Origin of the sequence: Staphylococcus sp. FSL W8-0056 (genome assembly GCF_037963075.1) — a bacterium.
Taxonomy (GTDB): Bacteria; Bacillota; Bacilli; order Staphylococcales; family Staphylococcaceae; genus Staphylococcus; species Staphylococcus aureus.
Map to the genome: position 1 here is coordinate 1,846,531 of NZ_CP150142.1, position 16,039 is coordinate 1,862,569.

Annotated in this window: 17 protein-coding genes; 1 reads left to right on the forward strand and 16 read right to left on the reverse strand. The window is 34.1% G+C overall.

From position 1 onward, the window contains the following. Window positions 1–13 precede the first annotated feature (13 nt). The 16 genes from NSS86_RS09420 to fdaB form a co-directional block, all read right to left on the reverse strand. Entirely contained in the window at window positions 14–466 is a 453-nt protein-coding gene (locus NSS86_RS09420) for an ATP synthase subunit I (protein ID WP_001801792.1), read from the reverse strand. 67 nt (window positions 467–533) lie between these two features. Beyond that, window positions 534–1,661: a UDP-N-acetylglucosamine 2-epimerase (non-hydrolyzing) gene (gene wecB, locus NSS86_RS09425; RefSeq protein WP_000723418.1), complete on the reverse strand. Its 1,128-nt coding sequence runs from the start codon at window positions 1,659–1,661 to the stop codon at window positions 534–536. Window positions 1,662–1,684: 23 nt separating this feature from the next. Then, complete coding sequence (upp, locus tag NSS86_RS09430; RefSeq protein WP_000048712.1) at window positions 1,685–2,314, reverse strand: uracil phosphoribosyltransferase; 630 nt, start codon at window positions 2,312–2,314, stop codon at window positions 1,685–1,687. 27 nt (window positions 2,315–2,341) lie between these two features. Continuing rightward, on the reverse strand, window positions 2,342–3,580 hold the full coding sequence (gene glyA / locus NSS86_RS09435; protein ID WP_000120494.1) for a serine hydroxymethyltransferase: 1,239 nt from the start codon (window positions 3,578–3,580) through the stop codon (window positions 2,342–2,344). A gap of 26 nt (window positions 3,581–3,606) precedes the next feature. Continuing rightward, window positions 3,607–4,131 carry a TIGR01440 family protein gene (locus NSS86_RS09440; RefSeq protein WP_000654187.1) on the reverse strand — a complete coding sequence of 175 codons (525 nt, stop codon included), beginning with the start codon at window positions 4,129–4,131 and terminating at the stop codon, window positions 3,607–3,609. A 106-nt stretch (window positions 4,132–4,237) separates the two neighbouring features. Next, window positions 4,238–4,657 carry a low molecular weight protein arginine phosphatase gene (locus NSS86_RS09445; protein ID WP_000697334.1) on the reverse strand — a complete coding sequence of 140 codons (420 nt, stop codon included), beginning with the start codon at window positions 4,655–4,657 and terminating at the stop codon, window positions 4,238–4,240. After that, window positions 4,654–5,700 (reverse strand): L-threonylcarbamoyladenylate synthase, encoded by a 1,047-nt coding sequence (locus NSS86_RS09450; RefSeq protein ID WP_000379895.1) that lies wholly within the window; start codon window positions 5,698–5,700, stop codon window positions 4,654–4,656. Before NSS86_RS09450 ends, NSS86_RS09445 begins: the two co-directional genes overlap by 4 nt. A gap of 83 nt (window positions 5,701–5,783) precedes the next feature. After that, a complete protein-coding gene (prmC, locus tag NSS86_RS09455) occupies window positions 5,784–6,620 on the reverse strand; it encodes a peptide chain release factor N(5)-glutamine methyltransferase (RefSeq protein ID WP_000248728.1) in 837 nt (278 codons plus the stop codon). Next, window positions 6,607–7,683 carry a peptide chain release factor 1 gene (gene prfA, locus NSS86_RS09460; protein WP_000460242.1) on the reverse strand — a complete coding sequence of 359 codons (1,077 nt, stop codon included), beginning with the start codon at window positions 7,681–7,683 and terminating at the stop codon, window positions 6,607–6,609. The genes prmC and prfA overlap by 14 nt, the downstream gene beginning before the upstream one ends. Further along, window positions 7,684–8,283: a thymidine kinase gene (locus NSS86_RS09465; RefSeq protein WP_000273358.1), complete on the reverse strand. Its 600-nt coding sequence runs from the start codon at window positions 8,281–8,283 to the stop codon at window positions 7,684–7,686. Between the two features lie 346 nt (window positions 8,284–8,629). Next, a complete protein-coding gene (locus NSS86_RS09470) occupies window positions 8,630–8,884 on the reverse strand; it encodes a type B 50S ribosomal protein L31 (protein WP_000808968.1) in 255 nt (84 codons plus the stop codon). A 117-nt stretch (window positions 8,885–9,001) separates the two neighbouring features. After that, a complete protein-coding gene (gene rho / locus NSS86_RS09475) occupies window positions 9,002–10,318 on the reverse strand; it encodes a transcription termination factor Rho (protein ID WP_001115101.1) in 1,317 nt (438 codons plus the stop codon). Window positions 10,319–10,564: 246 nt separating this feature from the next. After that, window positions 10,565–11,992, reverse strand: a complete 1,428-nt coding sequence (locus NSS86_RS09480; protein WP_001206093.1) for an aldehyde dehydrogenase family protein — start codon at window positions 11,990–11,992, stop codon at window positions 10,565–10,567. Window positions 11,993–12,229: 237 nt separating this feature from the next. After that, window positions 12,230–12,565 carry a helix-turn-helix domain-containing protein gene (locus NSS86_RS09485; RefSeq protein WP_000451438.1) on the reverse strand — a complete coding sequence of 112 codons (336 nt, stop codon included), beginning with the start codon at window positions 12,563–12,565 and terminating at the stop codon, window positions 12,230–12,232. A gap of 88 nt (window positions 12,566–12,653) precedes the next feature. Continuing rightward, the gene (locus NSS86_RS09490) at window positions 12,654–13,913 is read right to left on the reverse strand and encodes a UDP-N-acetylglucosamine 1-carboxyvinyltransferase (RefSeq protein WP_000046602.1); all 1,260 of its coding nucleotides are present in this window, start codon (window positions 13,911–13,913) and stop codon (window positions 12,654–12,656) included. A gap of 465 nt (window positions 13,914–14,378) precedes the next feature. Next, entirely contained in the window at window positions 14,379–15,239 is an 861-nt protein-coding gene (fdaB, locus tag NSS86_RS09495) for a class IIb fructose-bisphosphate aldolase FdaB (protein WP_001131841.1), read from the reverse strand. Window positions 15,240–15,456: 217 nt separating this feature from the next. On the opposite strand from fdaB, the gene NSS86_RS09500 reads away from it, so the two are divergent. Next, window positions 15,457–15,978: a DUF2529 domain-containing protein gene (locus NSS86_RS09500; protein ID WP_000036002.1), complete on the forward strand. Its 522-nt coding sequence runs from the start codon at window positions 15,457–15,459 to the stop codon at window positions 15,976–15,978. Window positions 15,979–16,039: the final 61 nt, after the last annotated feature.

Consider the following 16,039-nt stretch of genomic DNA (forward strand, 5'->3'; position numbering starts at 1 on the left):
CCTCTTTCTTAATTTATTTGCTCACCTTTAGTAAAGGACGTATGATAACTACAACATATGAAATCATTAAACCAATAATTATACCGATGATACTTACATGCGCTTTATTAAGGTACCAAATCATACAGGCAATAATTGCAACTAAGTATCGCCACATATTTCCAGTTGAAATATGCATAGTGTCTGGTCTTTTAGCTTTAGCTAAATAGCATTCAAAAATACATGTGTTGATTGCAGAACCAGTAACACCAATGATTAATCCTAAGATAAATGCATGGTGTGTATAAAGGTATAATCCTCCCAATATTATTATTAGATAAAAATAATATTGAATGAACTGTTTAAAAATGTTGTAGAAACGACTCATTTTATATGCCTCCGTGTGACTGATATCAATCATGAAAACCGTTCCACTCATACAAACTAAATGATAATATAGGCGATTTGTGGTGTCAATTCTATTCAAATTGTTGTAAAAAAATAAGCATAGTTAGACACAATTTAGACACAATTAGACAAAAAGTCTATTTTCCTCAGAAATCGCTTGGTTTTTCAGTGATTAAATTCAAATAATACTTAATATGATTAACTATTCTTTCTGAAGCAAATCCATCACCGTAAGGATTAGATGCTTCAGACATTTGATGATATAATCTCTCATCATCGATTAATTCTTTTGCAGCTTGATACACATTTTGCTTATTTGTTCCAATGACTTTTAATGTGCCAGCTTCAACACCTTCAGGACGTTCTGTAACGCTTCGCAAAACTAAAACTGGCTTATTAAATGATGGCGCTTCTTCCTGAATTCCACCTGAATCTGTCAAAATAAAATAAGATTTTTTAGCAAAATTATGGAAATCTACTACGTCCAAAGGTTCAATCAATTCAATTCTGTCATGACTACCTAAAATCTTTTGAGCCACCTCTCGAACTTTCGGGTTTTTATGCATTGGATATACCAGTGCTAAATCAGTATACTCATCTATTAAGCGTCTAACCGCTTTAAATATATTTTCCATGGGTTTCCCGATATTTTCTCGTCGGTGTGCTGTCATAAGAATGAATTTTTTGTCATGGTATTTATCCATGATGTTAGATTTATAATTGTCATCAACTGTATATTTCATAGCATCAATCGCAGTATTACCAGTGACAACAACACTTTCTGAATATTTCCCTTCACTTAACAAATGCGATGCAGCATTTTTAGTAGGTGCAAAATGTAAGTCAGCTAATACACCAACTAATTGTCTATTCACCTCTTCTGGAAAAGGTGAATATTTATCATAACTTCTAAGCCCTGCTTCAACGTGTCCAATCGGCACTTGGTTATAAAATGCCGCTAAACCACCTGCAAATGTCGTCATCGTATCACCATGTACAAGTACCATGTCTGGTTTTTCTAATTGAATCACTTGTTCTAATTGAGTGATTGATTTAGAAGTTATCTCAGAAAGTGTCTGTCCTGATTTCATAATATTCAAATCGTATTTTGGTTTGATTTCAAAGGTACTTAATACTGAATCAAGCATTTCTCTATGCTGTGCTGTAACAACAACAATTGGCTCGAGCATTTTTTCTTGTTCCAAAGCTTTAACTAAAGGAGCCATCTTTATGGCTTCGGGTCTTGTTCCAAATATGGTCATAATCTTTTTCATCAAACTACTTATCTCCGATTCTTCTATTTAGTACCAAACAATCTATCTCCAGCGTCGCCTAACCCTGGTGTGATATATGCTTTATCATTTAGCTTTTCATCAAGTGCAGCAATATAAATATCTACATCCGGATGTGCTTCATGCATCTTTTCTACGCCTTCTGGTGCTGCAATTAAACACATGAAGCGAATATTTTTAGCGCCACGTTTCTTCAATGAAGTAATAGCTTCAATTGCTGATGCGCCTGTTGCTAACATAGGATCAACAACAATGATTTGTCTTTCAGTAATATCTTGAGGTAACTTAGCAAAATACTCTACAGCCTTTAATGTTTCGGGATCTCGATATAAACCGATATGTCCAACTCTGGCTGCAGGTACTAAACTTAAAATACCATCAGTCATACCTAAACCAGCTCTTAAAATTGGAACGATAGCTAATTTTTTACCAGCTAATCGTTTAGCCGTCATTTTAGTTACAGGCGTTTCAATATCAACATCCTGAAGCTCTAAGTCTCTAGTTACTTCATATGCCATCAACATACCAACTTCGTCTACAAGTTCTCTAAATTCTTTAGTACCTGTATTTACATCTCTAATATAGCTTAGTTTGTGTTGAATTAATGGATGATCGAAAACGTGTACTTTACTCATAAAAATTACTCCTATCTTTGTGTATGTTTATTGATATAGAGGATATTCAGCTGTTAATTTCGCAACGCGTTCTTTAGCTTGTTGTAATTTTTCTTCATCTTTACTATTTTTCAATGCTAAACTGATGATTTTTGCAACTTCCTCAAAAGCTTTTTCATCAAATCCACGCGTTGTTGCAGCAGGTGTACCTAAACGTATACCACTCGTTACAAAAGGTTTTTCTTGATCGAACGGAATGGTATTTTTGTTACATGTGATACCAACTGAATCTAAAGTCTCTTCAGCTTCTTTACCAGTAAGTCCTATAGACCCTTTTACATCAACAGCTACTAAGTGATTATCTGTACCGCCAGAAACAATTCTAAATCCTTCATTAATTAATGCTTCTGCAAGAACTTTTGCGTTTTTAACCACTTGTTGTTGATACGTTTTGAAATTATTTTCTAACGCTTCTCCAAAAGCAACTGCTTTTGCTGCAATAACATGCTCAAGAGGTCCACCTTGAATACCAGGGAAAATTGTTTTATCTATGTCTTTTTTATATTCTTCCTTACATAAAATCATACCACCACGTGGTCCGCGTAATGTTTTGTGTGTTGTAGTTGTTACAAAATCAGCATATTCTACTGGATTTGGATGTAAACCTGCCGCTACTAATCCTGCAATATGTGCCATGTCTACCATTAACTTAGCGTTTACTTCATCTGCGATTTCTTTAAACTTTTTGAAGTCAATTGTTCTTGAATATGCTGATGCTCCTGCCACAATAAGCTTAGGCTTATGCTCTAACGCTAATTTACGAACTTCATCATAATTGATTCGTTCTGTGTCTTTATCTACTCCATATTCAACGAAATTGTAGAATTTACCACTAAAATTAACAGGCGCTCCATGTGTCAAGTGACCACCATGACTCAAATTCATACCTAAAACTGTGTCGCCCATTTCTAATGCAACTAAGTAAACAGCCATGTTCGCTTGTGAACCTGAATGTGGTTGAACATTGACATGTTCAGCTCCAAACAATGCTTTAGCACGATCAATTGCGATGCTTTCAGTAACATCTACAAACTCACATCCACCATAATATCGGCGTCCTGGATAGCCTTCAGCATACTTATTAGTCAACACTGAACCTTGTGCTTCCATAACCGCTTCCGATACAAAATTTTCCGATGCGATTAACTCTATGTTGCTATTTTGTCTCTGAAATTCTCTCTCGATTGCTTCTGCGATAACTTTATCTTGCTTGGTGATATAAGACATAAAATCTCCCCTTCTTTCAAAAAAACTTATTTGTATTTAGCACGTTCGCCACCAATCTTTTTCGGCCTAGATGTGGCAATAGTTACAATTGCCTGTCCTACTTGCTTTACTGAGGTCCTTACAGGTACACATACATGTTTAATATGCATGCCTATTAATGTTTGACCAATATCAATTCCACAAGGAACAGTAATATGTTCGACCACGATCGGATCCTTCATATGCTGAAAAGCGTATGTTGCCAAACTCCCTCCAGCATGTACATCTGGAACGACGGAAACTTCTTCCATTGTTAATGGATTATACTGATATTTTTCTATTGTTATCGCTCTGTTGATATGTTCACATCCTTGAAAAGCAAAAGTAACGCCTGTCTCTTTACTCACAACATCTAATGCATTAAAAATAGTTTCTGCAACTTCCATCGAACCGACAGTCCCTATTTTTTCGCCAATGACTTCCGATGTTGAACATCCAATTAAACATATATCTCCTTTATTAAAAAAGGACATATCTTTTAATTCGTCTAATAACATTGTCAAATCTTTCATAAAAGCCCACCCTTCCTAAAAATAAAAAAGGAATATAGCAAAGTGCTACACTCCTCTATTATAACTTATTTAACTGTTAACATATACTAATTATACAGAATTCCTACTAGCAAATAATATCTTTTAATTTTAAAATTAAACTTACAAGTTCTTCATAGGTATGTACATACATTTCTTTTGTTCCACCGTATGGATCTATAACTTCTCCTGCTTCTTTTACATATTCATGCAATGTGAAAACATGATTTTGCAAACCAAAGTGTGCCTCTATTAATTCTTTGTGCGAATACGACATCGTCAAAATAATATCTGCTTTCAAATCTGCTTCAGTAAATTGTTGCGATAAGGTCGTTTCAGCTAAATGATGTTCTTCAACTAAGTCTTCAACATAATTCGAAACACCTTGATTGTTCACAGCGAATATACCTCTTGATTCAAATTGATGATTTGGCATAACCTCTTTTGCAATACTTTCCGCTAATGGGCTACGACATGTGTTACCTGTACAAACGAATAAAATCTTCATAGTTCACATCCTTTAATAATGTGATTACCTGCAGCTTTTAACATGCGATTCATAATTGCTTCTGTATTATCATTCAGCTCAAAGCCGTATATATACGCCGCTGAAATATTTTCATTTTCATCAAGTGAATGTAACACATCATAAAGATTATGACTTGCTTGTTTAACATCATTGTCATCCTGACATAATTGAATGAATTGCGCTTCACTTGGTATAAACGCCACCTTATTACTCGGCACAATAAAAGCTATAGAAGACCAATCTTTACCGTCATTTCCAATTTTGCTCTCAATATCTGTAATAATTGTAAGTGGTGTATTGGGTGAGTAATGCTTATACTTCATACCTGGTGCAATTGGCTGTTCAGTATCATTATAATCAGCATGGGCGATACTATTCGGAAGTATTTCTGTAATCATTGCTGCTGTTATAGAACCAGGTCTTGCAATTTTATAAGGAAAAGATGTGCAATCTAAAACCGTACTTTCTAATCCTTCTTCACTTTGTTCAGCTTGAACAATACCATCTATACGGGCATTCAAATCTTGATATACATGATTGAAAGTTGTTGGTGAAGGTCTACCACTTAAATTAGCACTTGGAGCAGCTAGAGGTTCATTTATGATTTGTAATAATTGTCTACCTACAGAATGGCTTGGCATTCTAACAGCAACTGATGATAAACCTCCAGAAACTTTTCGACATAGATAGCCTGGCTTTAGCGGCAATATAAACGAAATAGGGCCCGGCCAGAATGCCTGCATTAACTTTTCTACGCGTGGATCCAAAGTATATGTAAAATCTTTTAATTGAACTTTACTGTGTATATGAACAATAAGCGGATTGTCAGATGGACGGCCTTTAGCTTCATATATTTTAGCTACAGCTTCTTCATCTGTCGCATTTGCTGCAAGTCCATAAACTGTTTCAGTTGGTAAACCTATTAAACCACCGTTTAAAACAATGTCTTTTATTTCATTAATTTTAGGATATTGCTGTAAATCTTCATTATATTCTCTAACATCCCAAATTTTAGTATCCAACTTAATCACGCCTTTCTTATTTATCATAATATAAAGCAAAAAGCTATGCACTTAACTAATCATAGCAAAGGCATAACTTCTAATTACCATTTAAATGAGACGATTCGATCGTGGCCATTTATATCTTTAATAATGTCGATTTTTTTGTCAGGAAATTTATTTAAAATTATTGATTTAAGTGCCTCACCTTGATTGTAACCAATTTCAAAAACAACTGGGCTGCCTTTTTCCATAACGTGAGGTAAATCTCCAATGATTGATTCATAAATAGCATATCCATGGTTATCTGCAAACAATGCCTGATGTGGTTCGAATCTCGTAACCGTTGGAGACATCGTAACCATATCTTTTTCATCTATATATGGTGGATTAGATATCAAGCCGTTCAACTTGATACCTTCTTTAATTAAGGGCTTTAATGCATCCCCTGTTAAAAATTGTATTTGTAATTGATGCTTCTCAGCATTATTACGAGCCATATTCATTGCTTCAAGTGAAATATCAGTAGCAATAACATTTAAATCCGGCTTTTCACATTTCAAAGTAATTGCAAGTACACCACTACCCGTTCCGATATCTACGATTGTTGCATCATCTTCTAACTGTTGTAAGAAATGCAACATTACTTCTTCAGTTTCAGGTCTTGGTATCAAACAATTTGAGTTTACATCAAACGTTCTACCATAAAATGAGGCAAAGCCAACTATATACTGTATAGGCTCTCCTAATAACATACGTTGTAATGCTAAGTCGAACTTCATAATCATCGCTTTCGGCATATCATCATGCATGTGAACTACAAAGTCCGTACGCGTCCATTGAAATACATCTAACATTAACCATTCAGCTCGTGTTTGTTCAAACCCTTTTTGTTGTGTTAAATGAATTGCTTCATCTAACTTTTCTTTATAATTCACCATTATTAAGTTCTTTCAATTTATCTGTCTGCTCTGATAAAGTCAGTGCATCTATAATTTCTTCTAAATGGCCTTCCATAATTTGCCCTAATTTTTGAAGCGTTAGACCTATACGATGGTCTGTTACACGGCTTTGTGGATAATTATAAGTTCGAATACGTTCTGAACGATCACCAGTACCGACTGCTGATTTACGTTGTGACGCATACTTTTGTTGTTCTTCTTGAACTTTCATATCGTATAAACGTGCTTTTAACACTTTCATTGCTTTTTCACGGTTTTGAATTTGAGACTTCTCAGAAGATGTTGCAATGACACCAGTTGGTAAATGGGTAATACGTACTGCAGAGTCAGTTGTGTTTACGTGCTGACCACCTGCACCACTTGAACGATACGTGTCGATTTTTAAATCTTCATTTCTAATTTCAATTTCTACATCTTCAACTTCTGGTAAAACTGCCACTGTAGCTGTTGAAGTATGAATACGTCCACCTGATTCTGTTTCAGGCACACGTTGAACGCGGTGCGCACCATTTTCAAATTTCAATTTACTATACGCGCCATTACCAGAAACTGAGAAACTAATTTCTTTGTAACCACCATGGTCACTTTCAGACGCTTCTACTATTTCAGTTTTGAATCCTTGTGATTCAGCATACTTTGAATACATACGCATTAAATCACCAGCAAAAATCGCAGCCTCATCACCACCTGCTGCTGCTCTTATTTCTACAATAACGTCTTTGTCATCATTAGGATCTTTAGGAATCAATAATATTTTAAGCTCTTCTTCAAGATTTGGAAGTTCAGCTTTAATACCATTACTCTCCTCTTTTAACATTTCTACTTCTTCTTTATCATCAGTCTCACTTAACATTTCTTCAATATCAGCTAATTCTTCTTTTTTAGCTTTATAGTTACGATAAACATCTACAGTTTTTTGTAAATCAGCTTGCTCTTTAGAATATTTACGTAATTTATCTGAATCATTTACAACATCTGGGTCACTTAACAGTTCATTTAACTGTTCGTATCTTTCTTCTACAATATCTAATTGATCAAACACTTATAATTCCTCCTTATTATTATCACTAGGTGCTACGATATGGTGCGCGCGACAACGTGGCTCATAACTTTCATTGGCACCTACTAAGATAATCGGATCATCGATTTTAGCTGGTTTACCATTTATTAATCGTTGCGTTCTACTAGATGAAGAACCACAAACAGCACAAACTGCTTGAAGTTTCGTTACTTGTTCACTGACAGCCATCAATTTAGGCATTGGTTCGAACGGTTCGCCCCTAAAATCCATATCTAATCCAGCAACAATAACACGGTGTCCATCTGCTGATAGTTTTTCTACTATACTTACAATTTCATCGTCAAAAAATTGCACTTCGTCTATTCCTATAACATCAACATTAGTTAAGTTGTGCGTCATAATTTCACTTGCTTTAGAAATATTAATCGCTTCAATGGCATTACCATTATGAGAGACCACTTTTTCTTTATGATATCGATCATCAATCGCCGGTTTAAATACAACGACTTTTTGTTTAGCGTATATACCCCTTCTTAGACGTCTTATTAGTTCTTCGGATTTACCGCTAAACATACTACCTGTAATACATTCTATCCAACCGGAATGGTAAGTTTCATACATTGAGAGTTCCACCTTTTTCAAAACATAATCGCTTTATTATATCATATTTCAAATATTCATAAATGTCTTTTTCATAATTATATCGATATTGTACATGAACAATTATTTTATAAATTTGTCTTGCATATTTATATACAGCTATTCTAATTTGTTGCTTCTTATTCGTGCGGTGTTTCTACTCAATACAAACTTTAATAAAGGGGGAAATTTATCATTATGTATTAACAACATGGTATTGAGTCACTTCTTTGAACACAGTCGTAAGTATATACCCTTACTACGCTTATAAATAAAAAAGCTGTCTACAATTCCATTATAGGATGCAGACAGCTTAACGATTACTATATTAGTTGTTTGATTTAAGACCAAACTTTTTGTTGAAACGTTCCACACGTCCATCCGCAGCAGCGAATTTTTGACGTCCAGTGTAGAATGGATGTGAATCAGATGAAATATCTAAACGAATAACTGGGTATTCTTTTCCATCTTCCCACTCCATCATTTCTGAAGATGTTTTTGTAGAACCGCTTAAGAATTTGAAGTTTGTAGTAGTATCTAAAAAGATTACTTGGTGATACTCAGGATGAATTCCTTGTTTCATTATTTTCAGCTCCTTTGCCCTGAACCATCTGGAACAGAGTTATTTGTGAGTTTTTACCCAATACTGTGTAATTATAAAGGTAATTAATTCAAAACGCAAGCCCCTATATAATGTTTATTAAATTATAGGTCGACCCGTTTTAGTACTTTCTTCTGCAGACTTTTGTAGCTGCTTGAAGAAATCTTCATTATTCTTAGACCTTTTAAGTTTGCGAATAAATCTTTCAGTAAAGTCAGTTGAGTCAGTGAATAGATTTCTTAATTGCCATAATGTGTCTAATTCAGATTTACTTATTAACAATTCTTCTTTACGCGTTGAACTTCTGCCAATATCAATTGCAGGGAAGATACGACGTTCAGACAATTTACGATCTAAATGTAACTCCATGTTACCTGTTCCTTTAAATTCTTCGTAAATCATATCGTCCATACGTGAACCCGTATCAACTAATGCAGTTGCAAGTATTGTTAAACTTCCACCCGCTTCAATATTTCTCGCTGCACCGAAGAATGCTTTTGGTTTGTGTAAAGATGCAGGATCTAAACCACCTGATAATGTACGACCACTTGGTGGAATAACTAAGTTATAAGCGCGTGCTAATCTCGTTATAGAATCCATTAAAATAATGACATCTTCCCCAATTTCTACTAAACGCTTTGCACGTTCAAGTAATAATTCAGCTACTTTAACATGGTGTTCTGGTGGTTCGTCAAACGTTGAATGAACGACTTCAGCAGCTTCTACTGAGCGTTCTAAATCTGTCACCTCTTCAGGACGCTCGCCAACTAACAAAATAAATAGCTTTGCATCTGGTTTGTTCGTACTGATTGCATTCGCTATTTCTTTTAATAACGATGTTTTACCTGCTTTAGGTGGCGCCACTATTAAACCACGTTGACCTAAACCAATCGGTGTTACTAAATCCATGATGCGCGTTGAATAATTTTGTGTTTCTGTCTCTAATTTAATACGCTCATCTGGATAAAGTGGTGTCAAAGCTTGGAAATGCGGACGTTTCTTCACTTCTTCTGCGTTATGGTCATTGACAAAGTCAACTTGTAATAAGCCATAATATTTTTCGTTATCTTTAGGTTTTCTAACTTTCCCAGTTACTTTATCCCCACGTTTAATTTCAAAACGACGAATTTGGCTAGCAGATATATAAATATCTTTTTCCCCTTTAGAATAGTTCACTGTTCTTAAAAAACCATAACCATCTGGTTGTATATCATCTAAGATACCTTCCATATAATAGTTACCATCTTTTTCCATTTGTGCTTCCATAATAGCTAGAACAAGTTCTTTTTTATTTAATTTACTATAGTTCGTCAACTTAAGAGTTTTAGCTTTTTGAGTGAGTTCCTTGGTAGTATAGTTCTTGTACAATTCGTGGAATGATTCATACTGAGGAGATGTACGTTCTCTTTCAGGCATATAGTTTACACCCATTTCATTATTTTTTAGTTAGTAAGTAATAGATAGGCATGACAATGCATAAATAACTGTGCTAGCACAATCCCATTATGCTAATCCCCAACCTTTTAAATACATGAATAACTATAGCAAATTTTTATTTTAATTACAAAATCTATTTATAAAAATTGCAAAATTAAAACAGTACACAAAACTTAATTAGTCATGTGCACTGTTTTATTGCGATTTTTAATTCAAAAATCAAATTTATTTAAAATATCCAGCTATAGATTTCACTTCTAAGAACTCTTCAATACCATAATCGCCCCATTCACGACCTAAACCAGATTGTTTATAGCCACCAAATGGTAAATCTGGCTTTCTACCTGCTTCGTTTATTTCTACTGTACCTGCTTCAATAGAACGAGCTACTTTATGCAATGTTTCTTTGTCCTTACCAATAACATATCCTGCCAAACCATATTTTGTATCATTTGCAATTTGAATCGCTTCATCTAAATCGTTATAAGTGATAACTGACATTACTGGCCCAAAAATTTCTTCTTGTGCTATCGTCATTTGATTATCTACATTAATAAAAATTGTCGGACGTGCAAAGTATCCTTTTTCAAGTCCTTCTGGTTTACCAGGACCACCATAAAATAATTCAGCACCTTCTTCAATACCTTTATTAATATAATTTTGTACTTGATCAAATTGTTTTTTACTAATGATAGGGCCTACTTGTGTACCATCTTCTCTTGGATTACCGACACGCACTTGGCTAAATTGTTCTTTTAATTCAGCTAAGAATGCATCTTTAATTTTGTTAGGCACTAAAACACGTGTACCAGCTGTACATACTTGACCAGTATTATTAACAACTTTGCCTGTTGTTGCTTTAGCCGCTTCTTTAATATCTACGTCATCTAGGACGATATATGGTGATTTGCCACCAAGCTCTAATGATACCTTTTTAAAATCTTTAGCGGCTTTTTCCATAATTTTAGAACCAGTAGGGCCTGATCCTGTGAATGACATCATGCGTACTTTAGGATGTTCAGATAAAGGATTCCCAACACCAGCACCATCACCATTAACAAGGTTAAATACACCTTTAGGAACACCGACTTTATCAAAAATCTCAGCTAAAATAACAGCTGCAAATGGTGTTTCTTCAGATGGTTTAAGTACAACTGGACTACCAGCCGCAAATGCTGCTGCTAATTTTAATGATGTTTGGTTTGTAGGGAAGTTCCACGGTGTAATTAATCCAGATACACCGATTGCTTCTTTAACAACTAAATCATCTCCGCGGCGTTCTTCAAATTCGTAGTTATCTAATGCGTCTCTCGCTGCAACAAAATGGTTTAGTCCCATTTGATAATGGACACGCTCAGATAATGATAAAGGAGCACCTAATTCATCCGTAATAGCTTGTACAATATCGTCTTTTCTGTTTTCATATTCTTTTACAATTTTATCTAATAACGCTTGTCTTTCTTTCACAGATGTATGACGGAACTCTAAATAAACATCGTCTGCCGCCTCGACGGCTTTATCAACATCAGCTTTATTACCTTTAGCAACTTTCCCGATTACTTCTTCGGTTGCTGGATTTATAACTTCTATCGTTTCATTACTATTACTTTCTACCCATTCGCCATTAATGTATTGCTTTGTGTAGTCTCTCATTATTCTTTCACTCCTCAAGAATGATTTATATATTATTTATCCGTAATGCATACGATATAAACATTACATTCCATTATGATACGCTCCATTTTAATATGTTCAAAATAAAATGCTTTAAAATTTTGCTGCATCTATTTTTTTATATTTTTAAATAAAAATAACTATTCCCACATCATCGCAAATAATGCGAAGACTTAGAAATAGTTATAATCAATGCTATGTTTAAACGTCATGTAATTATTTAGCAGTACGTTGATCTGTTAAATCGACATATGATTGCGCCCATGCTTCAATTGGATGTAAAGCCTCTGCTAACGCTTTACCTTTTTCAGTTAGCACATAAATAATTTGTACTGGACTCGTAGAAATGATTTGCTTCTCAACTAACTCCCATTGTGCAAGCTCTGACAACTTAAGACTTAAAGCACGTGGTGTTATTGTTTTCAAATCTCTTTTCATATCGGAAAAGTGTGCTGAACAGTCATTACATCTTGAGAGATAATTAATGATTAATCCATTCCAACTTCTACCAAGTATTTTAAAAGTTTCTTCGAGATACGGACATACTTCCATCATCTTCACCTCTCATCAATAAATTTAGAATGTAAACGAACACCCTTTTTTAATCAGTATAATTATTATACCACAAAACAAGATAAATCTATACAGTTTCCGTCCAAATATCTGCACCTAAAGCTTTTAAGTGTTCTACAATATCTGTATAACCTCTATAAATATGTTTTACATTGTAAATTGTAGTTACACCCTCAGCAATTAAACCAGCAATAATTAAACAAGCTCCTGCTCTTAAATCGCTAGCATAAACTTCAGCACCATGTAATGTTGATGGTTTTATCGTTGCTGTGCCTTCGTCAACTTCAATATTTGCACCCATGCGCTTTAATTCTTCAACATGTTTAAAACGCTCCGGATAAATCGTATCAGTTACAAATGAAGGACCATTTGCCATAAATAATAATGGTGTAATAGGCTGTTGCAAATCAGTAGCAAAACCTGGATATACTAGTGTTTTAATATCAACAAATTGATATGGCGCATTATTATTGATGCGAATTCTTTCGTCTCTTACATCAACATTCACACCTAATTCACTAAATTTAGCAGTTAATGTTTCTACATGTTTCGGAACAATATTATTTAATATAACATTTTCTCCACATGCTGCAGCGATACACATATATGTGCCTGCTTCAATTCTATCAGGTATAACTTGATACTCAGAACCATGTAATTCTTTGACACCATTGATTTTAATTGTTGATGTGCCCGCTCCCTTAATATTAGCTCCCATACTTGTTAAGAAGTTAGCAACATCAACTACTTCCGGTTCTTTAGCAGCATTTTCAATTACAGTTTGTCCTGTTGCATAAACTGCAGCTAGCATAATGTTAATTGTTGCACCTACGCTAACCATATCTAGAAAAATATGCGCACCTTTTAATTCTTTAGCTTCAATTTTCATTGATGTCGTGCTTGATTCATCAATTTCAGCACCTAAAGCTTTAAATCCTTTAATATGTTGATCAATTGGACGTGGCCCAAGTGGACATCCTCCCGGTAAACCAATCACACATTTTTTAAATCTACCTAACATGGCACCCATCATATAGTATGAAGCACGTAATGATTCAACTTTATTATTTGGTAATGCAGCATTTTGTATTTCAGTTGTATCAACTTCTAATTCCGTACCATTTAGTGATGCCTTAATATTTAAATCTTCTAATAAACTCACTAAAGTTTTAACATCAGAGATTTGCGGTAACCCTTCTAATTTCACATGTCCTTGAGCTAATAATGTTGCAGGAATGATAGCTACAGCACTGTTTTTCGCGCCACTGATATTAACTTCCCCATTTAGTGTGCGTCCACCTCTTATTTTTATTACCTCTTGAGCCATATCATTTATCTCCTTTGTCCATTACTTTTTAATTTTTTGCATTATTAGCATTATAAATTAATTTTACTTTATTTGTAAAATAGTTTATTTTAATCGTTAAAATCTTGTCTTTCTATTTTCGATTGATTAATAACAAATCATTCACCTTTACTAATATATGCTGTTCTTCCCCACTTGACCATGGTCTAAAGTCTGATTATTCAACTAAATATTGACGTTGTTTTGATAATTATTTAGTTTTAATTCTACGATTTGTACGTAAACTTTTTTCATAAATTGCTCATTTTCCTTATAATTATATCACAATCAATTTTGGTATATTTTACCATTTTTACGCTTTCATTTTAAAATCAAACTGTTTTATTTATTACTTATACGACATAAAAAAGAAGCAAACACCATTTTGTCTGCTTCTTTTAAAATTAATATCCCTACGTTATTAATAACTTAAAAACTAAATATTAATTATTTAGCGCGGTTTGAAGTACCGAACTCTTTAATTTTACCTTTAACTGTTTCTTTGATGGCTTCACGTGCAGGTCCTAAGTATTTACGAGGATCGTAAACTTCTTTGTCGTTATTTAAAACGTCACGAACTGCTTTTGCTGAAGCGATTTGGTTTTCAGTGTTTACGTTAATTTTAGCTGTACCAAATGGAATTGCTTTTTGGATATCTTTAGTCGGGATACCAGTACCACCGTGTAATACTAATGGTAAACCTGTAGATAAACCGATTTCTTCCATTTCTTTAAATCCTAATTTTGGTTCACCTTTGTATGGACCATGAACTGAACCTAATGCTGGCGCTAATGCATCAATACCAGTTTTTTCAACTAGTTCTTGACATTCTTTAGGATCAGCATAAATGATGCCGTCTGCTACAACATCATCTTCTTGTCCACCAACAGTACCTAATTCAGCTTCTACAGAAACACCTTTTTCATGAGCGTATTCAACAACTTTTTTAGTTGTTGCTACGTTTTCTTCGAATGGGCTGTGTGAAGCATCGATCATTACTGATGTGAAACCAGCATCGATAGCTTCTTTACATTTTTCAAAGCTTGAACCATGGTCTAAATGGATTGCTACAGGAATAGTGATGTTTAAGTCATGCATTAACCCTTCAACCATTTTAACAATTGTGTAGAAACCGCTCATGTAACGAGCAGCACCTTCAGAAACACCTAAAATTACAGGTGCATTTTCTTCTTGTGACGCTTCTAAAATTGCTTGAGTGAATTCTAGGTTATTAATATTGTATTGACCTACCGCATAACCATTTTCTTTTGCATCAATTAACATTTCTTTCATTGAAACTAAAGGCATGAAAGTTCCTCCTTGAGTGCTTACGCACGTATTTTTCAAAGTAATTATATCAAAAAAATAGCGTCAATGCATTGAAATACTGCAGATTAAATGTGTATTTTTTGAAAAATGCGATAGTTATACTAAATGCAAACGTATACATTTTTATACAATTTAAGCCGTTGCATAATATGTAGTCATTAATTACAATATTTTATAAGTAGATTGGAGGATAAAGATGTCAAAAATCTTAAACACACAACTAATAGGTATCTTTAATAGGCTAGAAAAACAATCTTTAGAAATTCAAATGGCCGCCCAATGTTTAATTCAAGCAATTGGTGGCGAAGGTTATGTTTATGTAAAAGGTTATGATGATTTACAGTTTTTCGAAAGTTTCATTCTACATAGTGATGAGCGTTTAAAATCTAGCCGAAAACTTGACGCTATTAAAGACTTTAAAGAAATTGACTCAACTGATCGTGTATTATTATTCGCACCATTTTATAATGATCAAGTTGCATTAGATATTCAAAAACTTATCGACTTAGATATCGATGTGGTCTTAATAAGCAACAAACCTAAAACAGATGATTTCCCTGATCATCTCGTACATTTTATCGATTTATCTACACCAAGACCTATAGTCTATACTGAAGATTATGATAAGATTGTCCAGCCACATGCGATAGCATTGAATTATGTATACTATGACATTTATACACAAATGATTGAAATGACAAGAGACTTAGAATTATAAAAGTCACTATTGTTATTTCATACCTTGTCACTAACATAATATTAAAATTATACGAAAAACC